Origin of the sequence: Hyphomicrobium denitrificans 1NES1 (assembly GCF_000230975.2) — a bacterium.
GTDB lineage: Bacteria > Pseudomonadota > Alphaproteobacteria > Rhizobiales > Hyphomicrobiaceae > Hyphomicrobium_B > Hyphomicrobium_B denitrificans_A.
Map to the genome: position 1 here is coordinate 1,169,653 of NC_021172.1, position 14,693 is coordinate 1,184,345.

A 14,693-nucleotide genomic window follows, 5' to 3' on the forward strand; every position below is an offset into this window, starting at 1 on the left:
GTTACAGCGGCCCGTTCTCGCGGCGATCGATGTCATCGAGGCGCGGCTGGCGCGGGCGCGGACCTTTGTTTTTCGGTAGAATCAGCAGCCAGAGGACGACCGGCGGCACGACAAAGCTCCACGCCATCCAATACGAATAGTCGCGGTTCTTGATACCGGCCAGGATAGCTGCAAGCACGGAGGCCGTGACGGCGATCAGACCCCAGGCCACGATCCACTGAATTGCCATCGTATCCTCGCTTCAAACACCGCTTTTCATGTTCGGCCACGATACCACAACTAGCATTTTGCCAGATGGGTATCGACTATGGCGAATTCATGCTTGAAGAACAGCCTGCTTCGGCGATGCGATGAAATCCAGTCCGAGATCCAGGACGGAGGCCGAATGTGTCAGCGCGCCTACGGAAATCAGGTCAACACCGGTTTGCGCGATTTCTTTAACCGTTTCGAGATTGACGCCGCCTGATGCTTCGGTGAGGCAACGGCCGCCGACGATATTTACGGCTTTGGCAAGGTCGCCAGGCGTCATGTTGTCGAGCAGTACGCAGTCGACTTTTTCCCGCATGACGATTTCAAGCTGCGCCAGCGTATCGACTTCGACCTCGATTTTGGTCATGTGTCCGGTTGCGGCTTTGGCTGCCCTGACCGCCGCAGCAACGCCGCCCGACGCGACGATGTGATTGTCCTTGATGAGCACTGCGTCGAACAGCCCGACGCGGTGATTGTAGCCGCTGCCGCAGCGCACGGCATATTTCTCGAAAGCCCGGAGGCCCGGCGTCGTCTTGCGCGTGTCGACGATTTTTGCATGCATGCCGGCAATCTGATCGACGTATTGCCGCGTCAGCGTCGCGATGCCCGAGAGGCGGCCGAGGAAGTTGAGAGCGACGCGCTCGGCCGTGAGCAGCGTCCGCGCATTGCCGGAGACGCGTGCGATGACTGTGCCAGGCTCCACGGTCTCGCCGTCGCCAATCTCGATCGAGAAATGCGTTTCCGGGCCGACGGCGCGGAACGCAGCTTCGGCGAGTGCAAGACCTGCGATCACGCCCGGCCTGCGCGCGGCGATGACGGCTTCGGCCACCGTGTCCGGTGCAACCGTGGCGTTCGTCGTGATGTCGCCCGCAAGCCCGAGATCCTCATCGAGCGCGGAACGAACCGCGGCTTCCACGAGGTTGTGGGGCAGAGACGGCAAATTGCGTTGTGCGCGTGTCATGGCCTGCAAGCCATCGCGGATACGCTGCGCGTCGCACGCGGGACCGGTTCGATCGCCTGCAGGTCTTCGATCGTGATGAATGTCCGCTTGGCGAATGCCGGATCGGCGGCCGGGTAATCAATCCGGTAATGGCCGCCGCGGCTTTCCTTGCGCATGAGCGCCGCCGCAGCAATCAGACGTGCGGTCAGGACCATGTTCGAGAGAACTGTGTCGGCGGCCGCGGCGGCATCAAGATCTTTAAGAGCCGCGAGGGCCATCTTCAAACCTTTCGCCGATCGTTGAACACCGACGTATTTCGTCATGATCGCGCGCAGGCGATCGATGGCTTGGCGACGTTGGTCAGGCGCAGAGGCGCGATCGCCCGGTACGCGGCGTGGATGCACGAAATGTCCGACGCGATCATGCGGCAGGTACGCGCGAATGTCGGTGGCGACGCGCGCTCCGAAGACGACCGCTTCGAGCAGCGAGTTCGACGCAAGACGGTTGGCCCCGTGCAGCCCGGTCGAGGCGACCTCGCCGACAGCCCACAATCCGCCGAGACTCGTGCGCCCCCGAAGATCGGTCGCGATGCCGCCCATATGATAGTGCTCTGCCGGCGCAACCGGGATCAGATCTTTTGCGGGGTCGATGCCTGCGTGCCGGCAATGACTCCAGACGGTTGGAAATTCCTTCTCGAAATATGCGCCGATTGCCTCGCGGCAATCGAGAAACACGCCGCGGCCCGCATTCAGCTCGTTGAAGACGCCACGCGCCACCACGTCGCGCGGCGCAAGCTCGCCGCGCGGATCGACCGCCAGCATGAAGCGCTCGCCCAGTGAATTGACGAGCGTTGCGCCCTCGCCACGCAGCGCTTCCGTCGCGAGCGGCGCGGGATCGATACCAGCATCGATGGCGGTCGGATGAAACTGCACGAACTCCGGATCGGCAATGACCGCACCTGCGCGCGCCGCCATGGCGATGGCTTCGCCCTTTGCGTAGGAGGGATTGGTTGTGAGTGCGAAGAGGGCGCCGACCCCGCCTGTCGCCAGCACGACAGCGGAGGCTGGCACGAAAACATAGCTGCCTGTGCCATGCGATCGCGATCTGATAAGGCGGACCCCCCCAACCCGATCATTTTCCGCGATGAGACCGTCGGCCTCGTAGCCTTCGAGTACGCGGATCGACGGCGTGTTGCGAACCGCAGCGATGAGAGCCTGCATGATCGCGGCCCCGGCCCGGTCGCCCGAGACACGTACGACGCGCTTTTCCGAGTGCGCGGCTTCCTTTGAAAGGACATAGTGGCCTTCGAGATCGCGGTCGAAGGGAACACCGTAGCTCAGGAGGTCACGAATACGATCCGGGCCTTCGTCGGCTACGACGCGTGCGACCTCGGGATCGACGATGCCGGCGCCGGCTTCGATCGTATCCGCTGCGTGCTTCGCCGTGCTGTCGCCTTCACCGACCGCAGCCGCAATGCCGCCTTGCGCCCACATGCTCGACGCGCCTTCACCGAGTGGCGCCGCCGCAATGACGGTAACGGGCAGCGGCGCGAGTTTCAGCGCGGTGAAAAGCCCGGCAAGCCCAGCCCCGATGATGACGACGTCGCCTGGGCCGGGCTTACCCTCGAAAGGGACGAAGGTTCGAGCCTCGCGCTGATTTTGTGCAGCCATCGCTTTGCCTCTCGTGGGCCGTCGCCCGAAAACGCTAGTTGGTCAGATTGACCATGCGCTCGACAGCGCGGCGGGCACGAAGCGCAACATCGGGATCGACCGTCACCTCGTGGCGCATGTTGACGAGGCTGTCGTAGATATTCTCAAGGCTGATCCGCTTCATATGCGGGCAGAGGTTGCACGGCCGGATGAATTCGACATCCGGCGTTTGGATCGCGACGTTGGACGCCATCGAACATTCGGTGACGAGCATGACCTTCCGGGGGCGCTTGTCCTTTACCCACTGAATCATTCCAGACGTCGAACCGGTGAAGTCGGCGGTGGCGATGACGTCCGGCGGGCATTCAGGGTGCGCAATGATCTTGAGACCCGGTTCCGCAGCGCGCATACTTTCGAGTTCTTCGCCCGTGAAGCGCTCGTGAACCTCGCAGGCGCCCTTCCAGGCGATGACCTCGACCTTCGTCTGCGATTGCACCCATTTCGCCAGATACTGATCAGGGATGCACAGAACGCGCGGTGCGCCGAGGCTCTCGACGACCTTCACGGCGTTAGACGATGTGCACGTGATATCGCACTCGGCTTTCACGGCCGCCGACGTGTTGACGTACGTCACAATCGGCACGCCCGGATAGGCTTCGCGCAGCATTTGGACGTCTTCGGGTGTGATGGACGATGCGAGCGAGCAGCCGGCGCGCATATCGGGAATCAAAACAGTCTTGTTTGGCGACAACAGCTTCGAGGTTTCGGCCATGAAGTGTACGCCGGCCTGAACGATGACCTTTGCGTCCGTGCGTGCGGCCTCCTTGGCGAGTTGCAGCGAGTCGCCGCGGAAATCGGCGACGCAGTGGAAAATCTCCGGCGTCATGTAGTTGTGCGCCAGGATGACGGCATTGCGCTGGGCTTTGAGCTCATTGATCGATTTGATCAGGGGCGCGTAGTGGGGCCATTCCATCGGCGTGACGACGTGCTTTACGCGCGCGTAGAACGGTCCCATCTCGGCTTCGAGCGCCTTGGACCAGGAATAGGCAGGAACGGCGTTCCCCGCCGGCCGCGGAGCGGTGGTGGACTTCGCCATTCTCTCAAGGGTTGAAACCATTGACCTGCCTCCCGATAATAGATATATGCTCTAAGCGAGCATATATGGAATAAAAACAACGTCGGCGTACCCACCTACTCGCCGGCGATCAGAAATGCTCGGCCTGAGCATTCCTGAACACCATTAACATAGTGCAGTTGGAAACAGATTTCCAGGGCGACGGTTCCGCCAACCCTGGATGATGCGCGTCGTAGTGGTCAGTTCCGGCTCGGCGGAGCCGAAACCCTGACGCCTGGAGCCGGGCGCTCCAACAGAACGTCGCGACGGAAGCGGAACAGCTTGGCTGGCCTGCCGCCTGTTCTGGTTTTCACGTCGCCCGTCGGCTCGACGAGGCCCGCGCCTTCGACGAGTCGGCGGAAGTTCTGCTTGTGCAGATGCGGGCCGAGAATGGCTTCGACCGTCTTCTGCAGCTCGTACAGCGTAAATTCATCCGGCATCAACTCGAAGACGACCGGGCGATATTTGATTTTTGAACGTGTGCGGCTGATCGCAGTCGCGAGAATGCGCCGATGATCCGACTGCATCGGAAGCCCGAGTTTTGGGCGCTCGCTCCATTCGCGTGCGGCGCTCCGGCCATCGCGCAGCGCTTCATCCACGAGTCCGGCTTCGTAAAGCATCTCGAAGCGTTCGAGCACCTTTTCCTCGTCCCACGCCATACCGTCGAGACCGAAGCAGATGCGGACGCGGTCGGCCCGCGGAATTGGCGATTGGATCGTCTTCGGAAGATGTGGTTTTTCCGCCCACACCTTCAAACGCGGTTCAATTTCATGCGCGATGATCTCGGGTCTGCCGCGGCGCCAGTCTTCCCAAGGAAAATACTGATACCAGCTCCGCCAGACGCCGTTCGTCAGGCCGTGGTGGCCGACGGCCTGAGTCAATGCGAGGTACCCGATCGAAACGACATGTGGTGCCGTATCATCTGGTTCGGCATGGCGTCCGCGGTCCGCGAACGTATAAAGCTGTTCAGCGTAGCCGAGATCGAGCCCCGTCTGATCGTGGACCCAGGCTCTTAGCCCGCTTTCCAGAGTACGATGTTCAATTGGATTGAATGGACCAAACGGAAGGATGTCGGTCGCACCGATACGATCTGCATCGCCGCGCACGACAAGCGCGACGGGCTCGTTCTCGGCTACAGCTACGATTGCCGCATTAAGGCCGATGCCGACGGAAAGAGATTGCTCCGCGTCGGCGTCGGGAGTCCGATGAGACGTCTCAGGCGTCGGTTTTCTCCGGCCAGAAAGTTCCATGTTCATCTAAGTCTTCCCCGTGCTCCCCATGAGGCGAGCTAGTGGGGGATCGTGGCGAATTTCAGATAACCTGCACAACTAAAAAACTGCGCGTCTGCCGCAAAACGGCCCGAATGTCAGAGACGGCAGAGTGTTTTGAATTCATCGATAAAACGGGCTTGCGCATCGTTCGTAGAATATGGCGTGAGCGTCCTAAGTTCCCGATCGATTGCATCCGGCAATGCTGGGCGGCCGAAAAAGCGCTCAGCTTCCGAGGGTTCGAAGCCGGCGAGTGTTATTGCTTCGTAATATGCCGCGATGGTGTCTGCGCGCTTGATGGCCGAAACGACGTAGGCGTCCATTCGGCCTAAACCGAAGCGATCGTAGATTGCGGCGAGCAGCTTCTGTTCGAAAGCCTTGTAGTCGAGGCCGATCGCAGCTTTGAACGGGCTGATCAAATCCCCAATGACATATTCCGGTGCGTCGTGAAGAAGTGCGGCGCAGAGTTCGCGCGCTCCGAATTGGGGTTCGATCGTTCTGACGATATCGGTAACGACGAGGCTGTGCTGGGCGACGGAAAATGCGTGATTTCCGACGGTTTGCCCATTCCAGCGCGCAACGCGCGCGAGCCCGTGCGCGATATCCTCGATTTCGATATCCTCAGCCTGCGGCGCCAGGAGATCGAGACGCCGGCCTGACAACATACGCTGCCATGCCCTCGTGGGGAGTTTTTCTTCGGAGTTCATAAGCCTCTGATCTTGAGGGTCTTCTGAAGTTTGGTGCAAGGCGCGTGACGAAAGCAGGAGATGACGTGGTCGTTGACCATGCCTGTCGATTGCATGAAGGCGTAGAGCGTCGTCGAGCCGACGAAGCGGAAGCCCGCGGCTTTCAGAGCTTTACTCATCTGTTTCGAGTCCTCCGTTTCGGTCGGAGCGTCCTTGAAATTCTTTAGGCTGTTGACGATCGGACGGCCGTCGATCAATCCCCAGATGAAGCGCGAGAAGGGCATGCGCTCGCTGAGCGCGAGGTATGCCTTGGCGTTCGAGATCGTCGCCTCGATCTTGGCGCGGTTGCGGATGATGCCTTCATCATTCATCAGGCGGACGATATCGCGCTCGGTGAAACGCGCAATACGAGCCGCATCGAAGTCATGAAACGCCTTGCGGAAGTTCTCGCGCTTTCGAAGGATCGTGATCCACGATAGGCCGGCCTGGAAGCCTTCGAGCGTCAGCTTCTCGAAGAGTGCCCGATCGTCGGTCATCGGTACACCCCATTCTTCGTCATGGTAGCGCGCGTATTCCGTGCCGGTTGCGCCCGCCCAGGGGCAGCGTTCGCGCTCGTTTCGTGCGCTCATGACTGCAACGTCGCCGACGGGCGTGCCGCAGCGGATGCGCGGTAGCGGGCGAGCGCTTCAGGATCGATGTCGATCGTCGTGCCGCCAGCTTTCAATCGCTGATTTTTGTCTAGCGCTTCGGCGGCTCGATCGAGGCGAACCATCGCGAGGGCGTGCCTGCCGTCAACGGTGCCGATGCGACCGATCGCGATCTCGCCAAGGTGTATTTCGGCGCCTGAGCTGAGCGGAGCTGCAGCGGAGACCTTCACGACGCGCTTGCGCACGACCGTCTTGTTCTGCATCCGCGCGACGACTTCCTGTCCGACATAGCAGCCCTTCGTAAAAGAGACGCCGTTGAACAGATCGAAGTCAGCCTCGTGCGGATAGGCATCGCCGAATTCGTAGTCCTTGCCGCCTTCCGGAACACCGAGCCGGACGCGCAGCGCGTCGTAATCGATGTGGGCGAGTTCGACGACCTGTGCATCGGGCGGCGGAGGCGACTGCATCAGCCATCTGATGCCCATCGACGGATGACGCGGGTCCTTGAAATGAACGCATGTGCGCGTTCCCGTGAGCGCAGCGGCTCCGTCGTCCCAAACTGCGTAAACCGCAAAGCTTGGCGACTCGTCGGTTATCGTGACGTTGGCGCGGAGCTTGTACATCGTCAGTCGCTTGACGAGATCGGCAGCCTTGCTTGCGGTGACATCGAGCAAATACCCCGTCTCGGTCCGAACGACGAAGAAATCGAACAGGATCTTGCCTTGCGGCGACAGCAAGCCGGCATGGCGGGCGTCGCCGAGTTTCAGACCTTCGATCTCGTTCGTGACGAGGCTCTGTAACAATTTTTCGCTGTCGGCGCCATCAATGCGTATGACGCCGCGGTCGGTGAGTCGCGCGATCTTTACGCTAGACATAGGCTCTCGCCTCGATTGCAAACGGAGTGAGAGTTACGTATGCGGGGTTCCAGCCGAAGGCAAGTGTGAGGAGCGCCGCAAAAATGGCCGATACGTTCGATGTCTTGATCCGAGGCGCAACGGTCGTCAACCATGACGGGGAGGGCGTCCGCGATATTGCGATTTCGGGCGACAGAATTGCGGCGATCGGGAGCCTCGGCGCCGCAAAAGCGGCGGAGATCATCGACGCTGGGGGCCTCCATATTCTACCGGGCGTCATCGATACGCAGGTGCATTTTCGCGAGCCGGGCCTCGAGCACAAAGAGGATCTCGAGACGGGGAGCCGTGCGGCGGTCGCCGGCGGCGTGACGGCCGTTTTCGAGATGCCGAACACGAAGCCGCTGACGACGAGCGCGGAGACGCTTGCCGACAAGGTTCGCCGTGCGCGCCACCGCATGTTCTCCGACTTTGCCTTCTTCGTCGGCGGTACGCGCGACAATATTTCTGAAATTCCGAATCTCGAAAAGCTCGAAGCATCGGCCGGTATCAAGGTTTTCATGGGCTCGTCGACCGGCGACCTCCTTGTCGACGAGGAAGCTGCACTCGACCGGATCATCGCCGGGATTTCCCGGCGTGCTTCATTCCATGCCGAGGACGAAGCGCGGCTCAAGGCGCGGATGCATCTGCGCCGTAAAGGCGATCCGTCTTCGCACCCCGAATGGCGCGATCCCGAAGCCGCCCTGATCGCAACGAAGCGACTCGTCGGTCTCGCCGAGAAGCATGGCAAGCGCGTGCATGTCCTGCACGTCTCGACGGCGGAGGAGATGGATTTTCTGCGCGACCACAAATCCTACGCAACAGTCGAAGTCACGCCGCACCATCTGACGCTGCAAGCGCCGGAATGCTATGAGCGCTTCGGTGCTTACGCGCAAATGAACCCGCCCGTCCGCGATGCGCGTCACAGGGCAGCCATATGGGACGCACTGCAATCCGGCGTGGTCGACGTTCTGGGCTCGGATCACGCGCCCCACACGCGGGAAGAAAAAGAGCACGCCTATCCCGATACCCATTCCGGCATGACAGGCGTGCAGACGCTGGTGCCGACCATGCTCGATCATGTGAACGCAGGGCGGCTGTCGCTGCAGCGCCTGGTCGATTTGACGAGTCACGGTCCGCAGCGGCTATTCGGCATCAGGAACAAGGGGCGCATCGCCGTTGGCTATGACGCCGATCTAACCATCGTCGACCTGAAGCGCAGGGTGAGGATATCGAACGACTGGATCGAAAGCCGCTGTGCCTGGACACCGTACGATGGCGCCACGGTTACGGGGTGGCCGGTCGGGACGTTCGTTCGCGGCCACAAAGCGATGTGGGAGGGGGAAATCATCGGGCCCGCGCGTGGCGAGCCCGTGCAGTTTCTCGAAGGCTTCGTCCGCTGAGGTCGGCGCGCGAAGCTCGGTCGCCTCAGCCTTCGTCGCCGGCCTTTGCAACCCGCGCCATGCCGGCCGTGAGGCGCTTCAGAACGTGTACGGTCGTTCCGACACCCGCAAGAGACGCAAGGTGCGTGACGTTACCGTTGGTCATGCGGATGCAGCCCGACGATGTCGCGGTGCCGATCGAGCTGACGTCGTTCGTCCCATGGATGCGATAAAGCGTATTGCCGAGGTAGAGAGCCATCGCTCCGAGCGGATTGCGGATGCCACCCTCCATGTGAACGGGAAGTCCGGGCTTCCTAGCGCGCATCTCTGCCGGCGGATACCAGTCGGGCCAAGCGACCTTGCGTGAAATCTTCTCGACGCCGGACCAGGCGAAGCCCTGCTTGCCGACGGCTATCGGATAGCGATAGGCGGTCGTTGATGACAGAACATAGTAGAGATGGCGGCCGGCCGTATCGATGATGATCGAGCCTGTGCCGTAACTATTGGGGAACGAGACCTTAGGCGGCGCCACGGCAGCGATATGCGGTCTGCCGCCGCCGGTCAGTGTTCCCGCGGTGCTCGCAGGCGAATGATCGTCGCCATCGTCGTATCTGCCGTTCTGCGGCCTTCCCCAGTCCCAGCCCATACCGAAGAGCGGTGTCGGTGCCGGTTCGGCGCGCGGGCTGCTGCGTTTCAATTTCTTGGGTGGGACGTATCCGTAGGTCTGTTCGAAGGGATGGACGGCGTAAGCTGGTGCGGTGATGGCGCAGCTCAAAATAGCGGCTGCAAGAATACTCATACACTTCATCAAACTGATCCTCACTCCTCATCACGCGTGTGACGGGGGCGCAATAAAGCAAAAGGCAAGGTGGCGGCACCCCTCTGCGGCGATTCGCGGTGATTCGATATTGCGGCTTTCTTGCGGAGTGCCGTCACTCGATGCGCTTAAACATCAGCCAGTTGCCATCGGCGGTGATGACGAGGCACCACGACATCCAGCGTTTTTTCTCATGCATCTCAGCGGCTTTGGCCGGGCTGACGAGTCGGTAGAGATCAACCTCTTCCGATGGCGTCAGCTTGTCGAGGGGGCGCTCCGCCAGATACGGCCAGACGTAGAGCAGATTGTTCTCGATGTCGCTGCCGAAGGGCTGCGTCGCGGGCGGCATGCTCAAAAGCTCGATCAGGGTCGCCAGAATCTCGTGGCCTTTGCCGTCCGCCGATTCCAGTTTAAGTGCCGCGACCGGATCGGTGACGCCCGGTATTCCGAGGTCCGGCGTCGTGCCGCTCATGTCGAAGACTGCCTTCAACTCGTCGATGTTGCCGGAGCGGGCTGCCGCAAGTATGGCATCGCGAAGATCGGCGACGTGTTCGGGAAGCTGCGATGTTTGCGCGCTTTCCTCAGCGGCGGCCTGCAAGACGTGGACAAGCGCGGTGGGCGTCACTACGAGTAGAAGCAGAAGGATGATCTTTCGGATCAACGGGGCATTGAAGCGCAGGCGGGACCGTCGCGCTTTTGAGGGGAGTATACTTGAGGAGGGTTCCAACATAGCCACCGACCCGTTCACTTACGCCTAGTGATCAAAAATCGCGCGGCCGATTTTTGGCCCGTGCAAATTCCACTTCCGGACGCGAGCACGCCCGCCTTGATGAATTATATCCCCAATCCGCTCATCATCCCTATCGGCCTCATCGTTGGGGTTCTCATTGCGGCGCCTGTCGGCCCTGTCAACGTTCTGTGCATCCAGCGTGCAATCGAGCGCGGGTTTTGGGGCGGTATTGCAGCCGGCATCGGATCGGTGATGGGCGATGGCTTGATCGCGCTTTGTGCGGGTCTTGGCGTTGGGACGGTATCAGGTGCGGTTCAAACGCATCGCGCCGTCATTCAAGCGCTGGGCGGCTTGGCCCTGATCGCCTTCGGGGCGCGACTCTATTTGAGCGCGCCGCGCCTACGAATTGCCTCTGACGGCGAAACCTCTTCAGAGAGTCTCAAAGACTTTGTCTGGGACATCCCGCAGACGTTCTTCCTCACGATTACGAATCCCGGCGCAGTGCTGGGACTTTTTGCCGTGTTCGGCGGTGTCAGTACGTTCGTCGAAGTTCATTCGACGATTGACGTTTTGCTGATGGTTGCGGCGATCGTCAGCGGCAGCATGCTGTGGTGGGTTACGCTTTCGAACATCATCGGCCGCTATCGCCATCAGATCGATTTGCGCACGCTGACGCTCGTCAACCGGATTGCCGGACTTCTGCTCGCCGGTTTCGGAGCAGTCCTGATTGCGGAAGTGATCTGGAAGGGCGGCAATTTCTAATCGGTGGACGGCCGCCGACTATTGATCGCGGCGCGCTAGCGTGAATTCGCCTTCGACGACGCGCTTCTCAAGACCACGCGTCAGGTGGATCACGGCGTCCTCGCCATAGATCGCGACGAGGTCGGTCAAGGCCGTGAACAGAGCAGCGTAAGCCATCTGCTGCGGCTCGACCCCCGTATCAACACCTTCATCCCACGCCGCCAAAATCAGATCGAGCGCCTTTAGCGTCGGGTTTTTGGTGTCGATGTCTTCGAAACACTGCATGTAGTATCCAGCCCGTTGTCCACCCGTTGCGGGCGGCTCCCCTCACGGAGAGTGTGAACTAGCATGAGCTTCTGCGGAAGTTCTATGTGGCCACAATTCACAGTAAACCGGCCGTTGAGGCAAGGTGCGCTTGCACTGCACTCTACCGCGTCAGGGAAACGCCTTGAGCAATCCTTCGGAGAGGGACGAGCCTTCCGAAAGAAAGCGGGTGATTGCCGTCTGTGCGGAGGGGCTGCACGTATTATAGGTACGACTGTAGCTTCGATAACCTTGATTGAAAGCTCGGGTGAGCTTTGCCCGCCGAAGCGCGCTCGACCCTTCGGCATCCATCAGGTCACGCATGCGGTCGCGCCAGTACTGGCCTTCGTTGGCTCCGCAAAGTTCGCGCAGATAGTGAATCGCGCCTAGAATTTCGGATAGACGCAGCAGGCGATCGTCATACGGCTTGACGTCGGATGCGGCCATTCCGGTATTGGCCGCCAATCCGAGCGTGCCGACGGCGAGGGCAAACGCCAGGAAGGCGTTCCGGCGCTTGCTGCAAGACAGAGTTTTTCTGGCCGACCGTTTCATCGTAGATCCGCTTAAATCAGATTCTGGGCCGGCGACGGCGGCATTAATATAAAAAATTCCGATACCACTCTAAAGGCTCTGCCATGTGCTCCCGCTACAGTCTGATCTGCTCTCCGCAAACCCTGAGCCGGATATTCGGGCGTTACCAGGGCGACGACTTCCCGCCCCGCTACAATATCGCGCCGTCGCAGCCGGTCCTCATTGTCCGCATCGGCGTTAGAGGTGAGCGAGAATTCCGTCTGGTGCGGTGGGGGCTTATCCCGTCCTGGGCGAAAGACCCGGCGCAATATGGACTGCTGGTCAACGCCCGCTCGGAAACGGCCGCCGAGAAGCCCTCGTTCCGCGGAGCGATGCGCCATCGCAGGTGTCTTATCCCGACTACCGGGTACTACGAATGGACGGGAGGGCGCAGTTCCCGGCAGCCCCATCTCATTAAGTTGGATGACCAGCCCGTTTTCGCGATGGCGGGACTTTGGGAGGCCTGGCTCGGGGCCGATGGTAGCGAAATTGAGACGATGGCGATCCTGACGACGACCGCGAATGCCGACGTGGCGTCCATTCACGACCGCATGCCGGTGATCATCGAGCCCGAAGATTACGATCGCTGGCTCGATTGCAGTTCTGGCCGGGAGAACGAGGTTCTGGACCTCCTGGCTCCGCTACCCAGAGGGCGCATGGTTGTCATGGCCATCAACCCGAAGCTGAACGATCCGCGGGCTGAAGGGCCGGACCTGCATCAGCCGCCCAATCCGACGCTCCTTTGAATTCCAACGGAACGGGCGGTGTCGTGCCGTATCGGGTCGACTTTGGGCCGATCCGGTAACCATGGCGACTCGCGGCGCAACTCATTCGCGGCTAATCTCTTTAGGTCAAGAGCTTGTCGATTTCCGCTCGTATCAACGGCGCGGGCGAGGGTGATGTGGGTGCGTTCACAGCGCGCGCGTGATGGGAGACGACCTAATGGCTTACAGGGGCGAAGATCTCGATCTCAGGACTCCGCAGACGTGGACCGGAACACCGGCGGAACTCGTCACACCTGCCGAGATGCAGGCAGCACAGAATGGAAAGCGCGGTGTCTATCGCTCCGGTCCGATCCTCGTCGACGAGACGGTGCTCGCTTGCTGCAATCTCGCCTATGACGTTGCCGTCGCTCATCGCGCCGGTGAAGTTCGTGTCGAGCATCTCCTCAATGCGATGACGCGCATCGATGCGTCGATCGCGTCGCTCGAGGCTCGGGGCATCCGGGTGCCCTCCCTTCGCCGCGAGACGGCGGCTATCGTTGCGGGGGATATTCCGCCCGCAGGAGGCAACGGCTCGGTGTCGCCGCGCCGCTCGGACGAATTTGCCGATTTGCTGCGGCTTGCGGCTGCTGCCGCCAGCCGGCGGAATGCCGCCGCCGATGTCGACGATCTGCTCCAGGTTCTGCTCGATCACCGGGCCGACCTGCCCGGCTCGGATATCGTATTGCGTTATGCGGCGCGCGCGCCCTTTCGCGATGTCAGCGAACCTTTACCCCCTTTGACACGCTCAGGTGCCGATCTTCGCTATACGGGGTCGAGCAGCCTTCGCTACGTTCCGGATCAGATGCGGTCTTATCGTGGGGAGATCGGGGGAAGCCCGACCGACGCGCTGCAGAATTCCCGCATTGAGGCACTCGAGCAAATTGTTCGGGCTCTCAGTCAGGACTTCTCGAACGAACGCCATATCATTTCGGGGCTCGTGCGGGACTTGGGCCGGGATGCCCAGGTCCATCAGGGCGATCAGGATCACAGACAGAACGTTCTGCTCGATCGTATCGGAACGCTGGAGCAAGCCATGCTGGAAGCACGCAGTGCGCCCGCCGACCAATCTCTCGTGGCAAAGCTCGAAGACATCGAAGCTGCGCTTGAGCTCCGATTGCAAGAGATGTCGCAATCATGGAGCGTGCTCTCGCAGCGGTTGCAGGATCTCGAAGGCTCCATCCGGGACCGAGCACCGGCGAGCGGCGCAACCGTCGAGGATCTGCGGAACGCCATCGACCTGAAACCTATTTCGAGCCGCCTCGACATCATCGAGGAGGCAGTCCTCGGCGACCACCGTCGCGGCGACGCTGGCAGCGAGCTTGGCGAGCGGTTTGACAGGCTGCACGGCGATGTCCAGCGGGCGCTCTCGACCACGACTGACGGCGGCCGGATCGAGATGTTGGTTTCCGGGCTCGAACGCATCAATAGTCTTGCCGACAAGCTCGACGAGCAGCATCGCATGGTTACGCAGGTGACCGCCGATCTTACCGAGCGCGTCGGCGGCGTCGAACGCGCGCTGACGGGAGAGATCGAAACAGCGGCGGCCAAGTATCAGGCCTATGCGAACGATCTTTCCGAGCTTCATGATGCGCTGATGAAGCTCAACCAGAACCAGCACACGCTCGCCGGTTCGATGGATCAGTGGCGCACCGACGCTGCGACGGATGTCGCAAACATTCTGAATCGCATCGGCGAACTGGATCGCGACACGGCGCTGCCTATCGAGGCGCTCAATCAGATCAACGCGCACATGGATACGATGAACCGTTTCGTCGTCGAGCGTTACCGGCGACGGCACGGCTTCTGGTATTGGCTGTTCGGAACCGACGACTGGATGGGCGCGAGCTGGCCCTCCCGTAAGGAGCCCGAAACATCGGCTTGATCGTTCGTTTTTGGGTCATGATGCAGCAATGCGTTAACCCGCGCAATTTCCTGCGCCGTTA

At 60.9% G+C, this 14,693-nt stretch carries 16 protein-coding genes; 4 read left to right on the forward strand and 12 right to left on the reverse strand.

What is annotated here, in order from left to right; all coding sequences use genetic code 11:
- Position 1 precedes the first annotated feature (1 nt).
- The 8 genes from HYPDE_RS05560 to HYPDE_RS05595 all read right to left on the reverse strand — a co-directional run bounded on the left by HYPDE_RS05560 (position 2) and on the right by HYPDE_RS05595 (position 7,428).
- A complete protein-coding gene (locus HYPDE_RS05560) occupies positions 2 to 229 on the reverse strand; it encodes a hypothetical protein (protein WP_015597419.1) in 228 nt (75 codons plus the stop codon).
- 87 nt (positions 230 to 316) lie between these two features.
- Complete coding sequence (gene nadC, locus HYPDE_RS05565; RefSeq protein ID WP_041320040.1) at positions 317 to 1,210, reverse strand: carboxylating nicotinate-nucleotide diphosphorylase; 894 nt, start codon at positions 1,208 to 1,210, stop codon at positions 317 to 319.
- Positions 1,207 to 2,859 (reverse strand): L-aspartate oxidase, encoded by a 1,653-nt coding sequence (locus HYPDE_RS05570; RefSeq protein ID WP_015597421.1) that lies wholly within the window; start codon positions 2,857 to 2,859, stop codon positions 1,207 to 1,209. The genes nadC and HYPDE_RS05570 overlap by 4 nt, the downstream gene beginning before the upstream one ends.
- Positions 2,860 to 2,893: 34 nt before the next feature.
- Positions 2,894 to 3,934 (reverse strand): quinolinate synthase NadA, encoded by a 1,041-nt coding sequence (nadA, locus tag HYPDE_RS05575; protein WP_015597422.1) that lies wholly within the window; start codon positions 3,932 to 3,934, stop codon positions 2,894 to 2,896.
- Between the two features lie 218 nt (positions 3,935 to 4,152).
- Positions 4,153 to 5,208 carry an NUDIX hydrolase gene (locus HYPDE_RS05580; protein WP_187290868.1) on the reverse strand — a complete coding sequence of 352 codons (1,056 nt, stop codon included), beginning with the start codon at positions 5,206 to 5,208 and terminating at the stop codon, positions 4,153 to 4,155.
- A gap of 110 nt (positions 5,209 to 5,318) precedes the next feature.
- Positions 5,319 to 5,927 (reverse strand): YfbR-like 5'-deoxynucleotidase, encoded by a 609-nt coding sequence (locus tag HYPDE_RS05585; RefSeq protein WP_015597424.1) that lies wholly within the window; start codon positions 5,925 to 5,927, stop codon positions 5,319 to 5,321.
- Entirely contained in the window at positions 5,924 to 6,535 is a 612-nt protein-coding gene (locus HYPDE_RS05590; RefSeq protein WP_015597425.1) for a DNA-3-methyladenine glycosylase I, read from the reverse strand. Before HYPDE_RS05590 ends, HYPDE_RS05585 begins: the two co-directional genes overlap by 4 nt.
- The gene (locus HYPDE_RS05595; protein WP_015597426.1) at positions 6,532 to 7,428 is read right to left on the reverse strand and encodes a YgfZ/GcvT domain-containing protein; all 897 of its coding nucleotides are present in this window, start codon (positions 7,426 to 7,428) and stop codon (positions 6,532 to 6,534) included. Before HYPDE_RS05595 ends, HYPDE_RS05590 begins: the two co-directional genes overlap by 4 nt.
- 83 nt (positions 7,429 to 7,511) lie before the next feature.
- On the opposite strand from HYPDE_RS05595, the gene HYPDE_RS05600 reads away from it, so the two are divergent.
- The gene (locus tag HYPDE_RS05600; RefSeq protein WP_015597427.1) at positions 7,512 to 8,846 is read left to right on the forward strand and encodes a dihydroorotase; all 1,335 of its coding nucleotides are present in this window, start codon (positions 7,512 to 7,514) and stop codon (positions 8,844 to 8,846) included.
- A gap of 25 nt (positions 8,847 to 8,871) precedes the next feature.
- On the opposite strand, the gene HYPDE_RS05605 is transcribed toward HYPDE_RS05600, so the two are convergent.
- Both HYPDE_RS05605 and HYPDE_RS05610 read right to left on the reverse strand, forming a co-directional pair.
- Complete coding sequence (locus HYPDE_RS05605; RefSeq protein ID WP_015597428.1) at positions 8,872 to 9,624, reverse strand: L,D-transpeptidase; 753 nt, start codon at positions 9,622 to 9,624, stop codon at positions 8,872 to 8,874.
- A 133-nt stretch (positions 9,625 to 9,757) separates the two neighbouring features.
- Positions 9,758 to 10,303 carry a hypothetical protein gene (locus tag HYPDE_RS05610; protein WP_015597429.1) on the reverse strand — a complete coding sequence of 182 codons (546 nt, stop codon included), beginning with the start codon at positions 10,301 to 10,303 and terminating at the stop codon, positions 9,758 to 9,760.
- Between the two features lie 168 nt (positions 10,304 to 10,471).
- On the opposite strand from HYPDE_RS05610, the gene HYPDE_RS05615 reads away from it, so the two are divergent.
- Positions 10,472 to 11,134, forward strand: coding sequence for a LysE family translocator (locus HYPDE_RS05615; protein WP_041320915.1), 663 nt, complete (start codon positions 10,472 to 10,474; stop codon positions 11,132 to 11,134).
- Between the two features lie 18 nt (positions 11,135 to 11,152).
- On the opposite strand, the gene HYPDE_RS05620 is transcribed toward HYPDE_RS05615, so the two are convergent.
- Complete coding sequence (locus tag HYPDE_RS05620) at positions 11,153 to 11,398, reverse strand: hypothetical protein (RefSeq protein WP_015597431.1); 246 nt, start codon at positions 11,396 to 11,398, stop codon at positions 11,153 to 11,155.
- A 150-nt stretch (positions 11,399 to 11,548) separates the two neighbouring features.
- Positions 11,549 to 11,968 (reverse strand): TIGR02301 family protein, encoded by a 420-nt coding sequence (locus HYPDE_RS05625; protein WP_015597432.1) that lies wholly within the window; start codon positions 11,966 to 11,968, stop codon positions 11,549 to 11,551.
- 83 nt (positions 11,969 to 12,051) lie between these two features.
- Between HYPDE_RS05625 and HYPDE_RS05630 the strand changes: the two genes are divergently transcribed.
- Together HYPDE_RS05630 and HYPDE_RS05635 are read left to right on the forward strand one after the other, a co-directional pair.
- Entirely contained in the window at positions 12,052 to 12,732 is a 681-nt protein-coding gene (locus tag HYPDE_RS05630; RefSeq protein ID WP_015597433.1) for an SOS response-associated peptidase, read from the forward strand.
- 196 nt (positions 12,733 to 12,928) lie between these two features.
- On the forward strand, positions 12,929 to 14,632 hold the full coding sequence (locus tag HYPDE_RS05635) for a hypothetical protein (RefSeq protein ID WP_015597434.1): 1,704 nt from the start codon (positions 12,929 to 12,931) through the stop codon (positions 14,630 to 14,632).
- Positions 14,633 to 14,693: the final 61 nt, after the last annotated feature.

Excerpts from the sequence above, each read along its gene's own strand:
- HYPDE_RS05560 (WP_015597419.1), bottom strand. The coding sequence starts at position 229 with ATGGCAATTCAGTGGATCGTGGCCTGGGGTCTGATCGCCGTCACGGCC.
- nadC (WP_041320040.1), bottom strand. The coding sequence starts at position 1,210 with ATGACACGCGCACAACGCAATTTGCCGTCTCTGCCCCACAACCTCGTG.
- HYPDE_RS05570 (WP_015597421.1), bottom strand. The coding sequence starts at position 2,859 with ATGGCTGCACAAAATCAGCGCGAGGCTCGAACCTTCGTCCCTTTCGAG.
- nadA (WP_015597422.1), bottom strand. The coding sequence starts at position 3,934 with ATGGCGAAGTCCACCACCGCTCCGCGGCCGGCGGGGAACGCCGTTCCT.
- HYPDE_RS05580 (WP_187290868.1), bottom strand. The coding sequence starts at position 5,208 with ATGAACATGGAACTTTCTGGCCGGAGAAAACCGACGCCTGAGACGTCT.
- HYPDE_RS05585 (WP_015597424.1), bottom strand. The coding sequence starts at position 5,927 with ATGAACTCCGAAGAAAAACTCCCCACGAGGGCATGGCAGCGTATGTTG.
- HYPDE_RS05590 (WP_015597425.1), bottom strand. The coding sequence starts at position 6,535 with ATGAGCGCACGAAACGAGCGCGAACGCTGCCCCTGGGCGGGCGCAACC.
- HYPDE_RS05595 (WP_015597426.1), bottom strand. The coding sequence starts at position 7,428 with ATGTCTAGCGTAAAGATCGCGCGACTCACCGACCGCGGCGTCATACGC.
- HYPDE_RS05600 (WP_015597427.1), top strand. The coding sequence starts at position 7,512 with ATGGCCGATACGTTCGATGTCTTGATCCGAGGCGCAACGGTCGTCAAC.
- HYPDE_RS05605 (WP_015597428.1), bottom strand. The coding sequence starts at position 9,624 with ATGAGTATTCTTGCAGCCGCTATTTTGAGCTGCGCCATCACCGCACCA.
- HYPDE_RS05615 (WP_041320915.1), top strand. The coding sequence starts at position 10,472 with ATGAATTATATCCCCAATCCGCTCATCATCCCTATCGGCCTCATCGTT.
- HYPDE_RS05620 (WP_015597431.1), bottom strand. The coding sequence starts at position 11,398 with ATGCAGTGTTTCGAAGACATCGACACCAAAAACCCGACGCTAAAGGCG.
- HYPDE_RS05625 (WP_015597432.1), bottom strand. The coding sequence starts at position 11,968 with ATGAAACGGTCGGCCAGAAAAACTCTGTCTTGCAGCAAGCGCCGGAAC.
- HYPDE_RS05630 (WP_015597433.1), top strand. The coding sequence starts at position 12,052 with ATGTGCTCCCGCTACAGTCTGATCTGCTCTCCGCAAACCCTGAGCCGG.
- HYPDE_RS05635 (WP_015597434.1), top strand. The coding sequence starts at position 12,929 with ATGGCTTACAGGGGCGAAGATCTCGATCTCAGGACTCCGCAGACGTGG.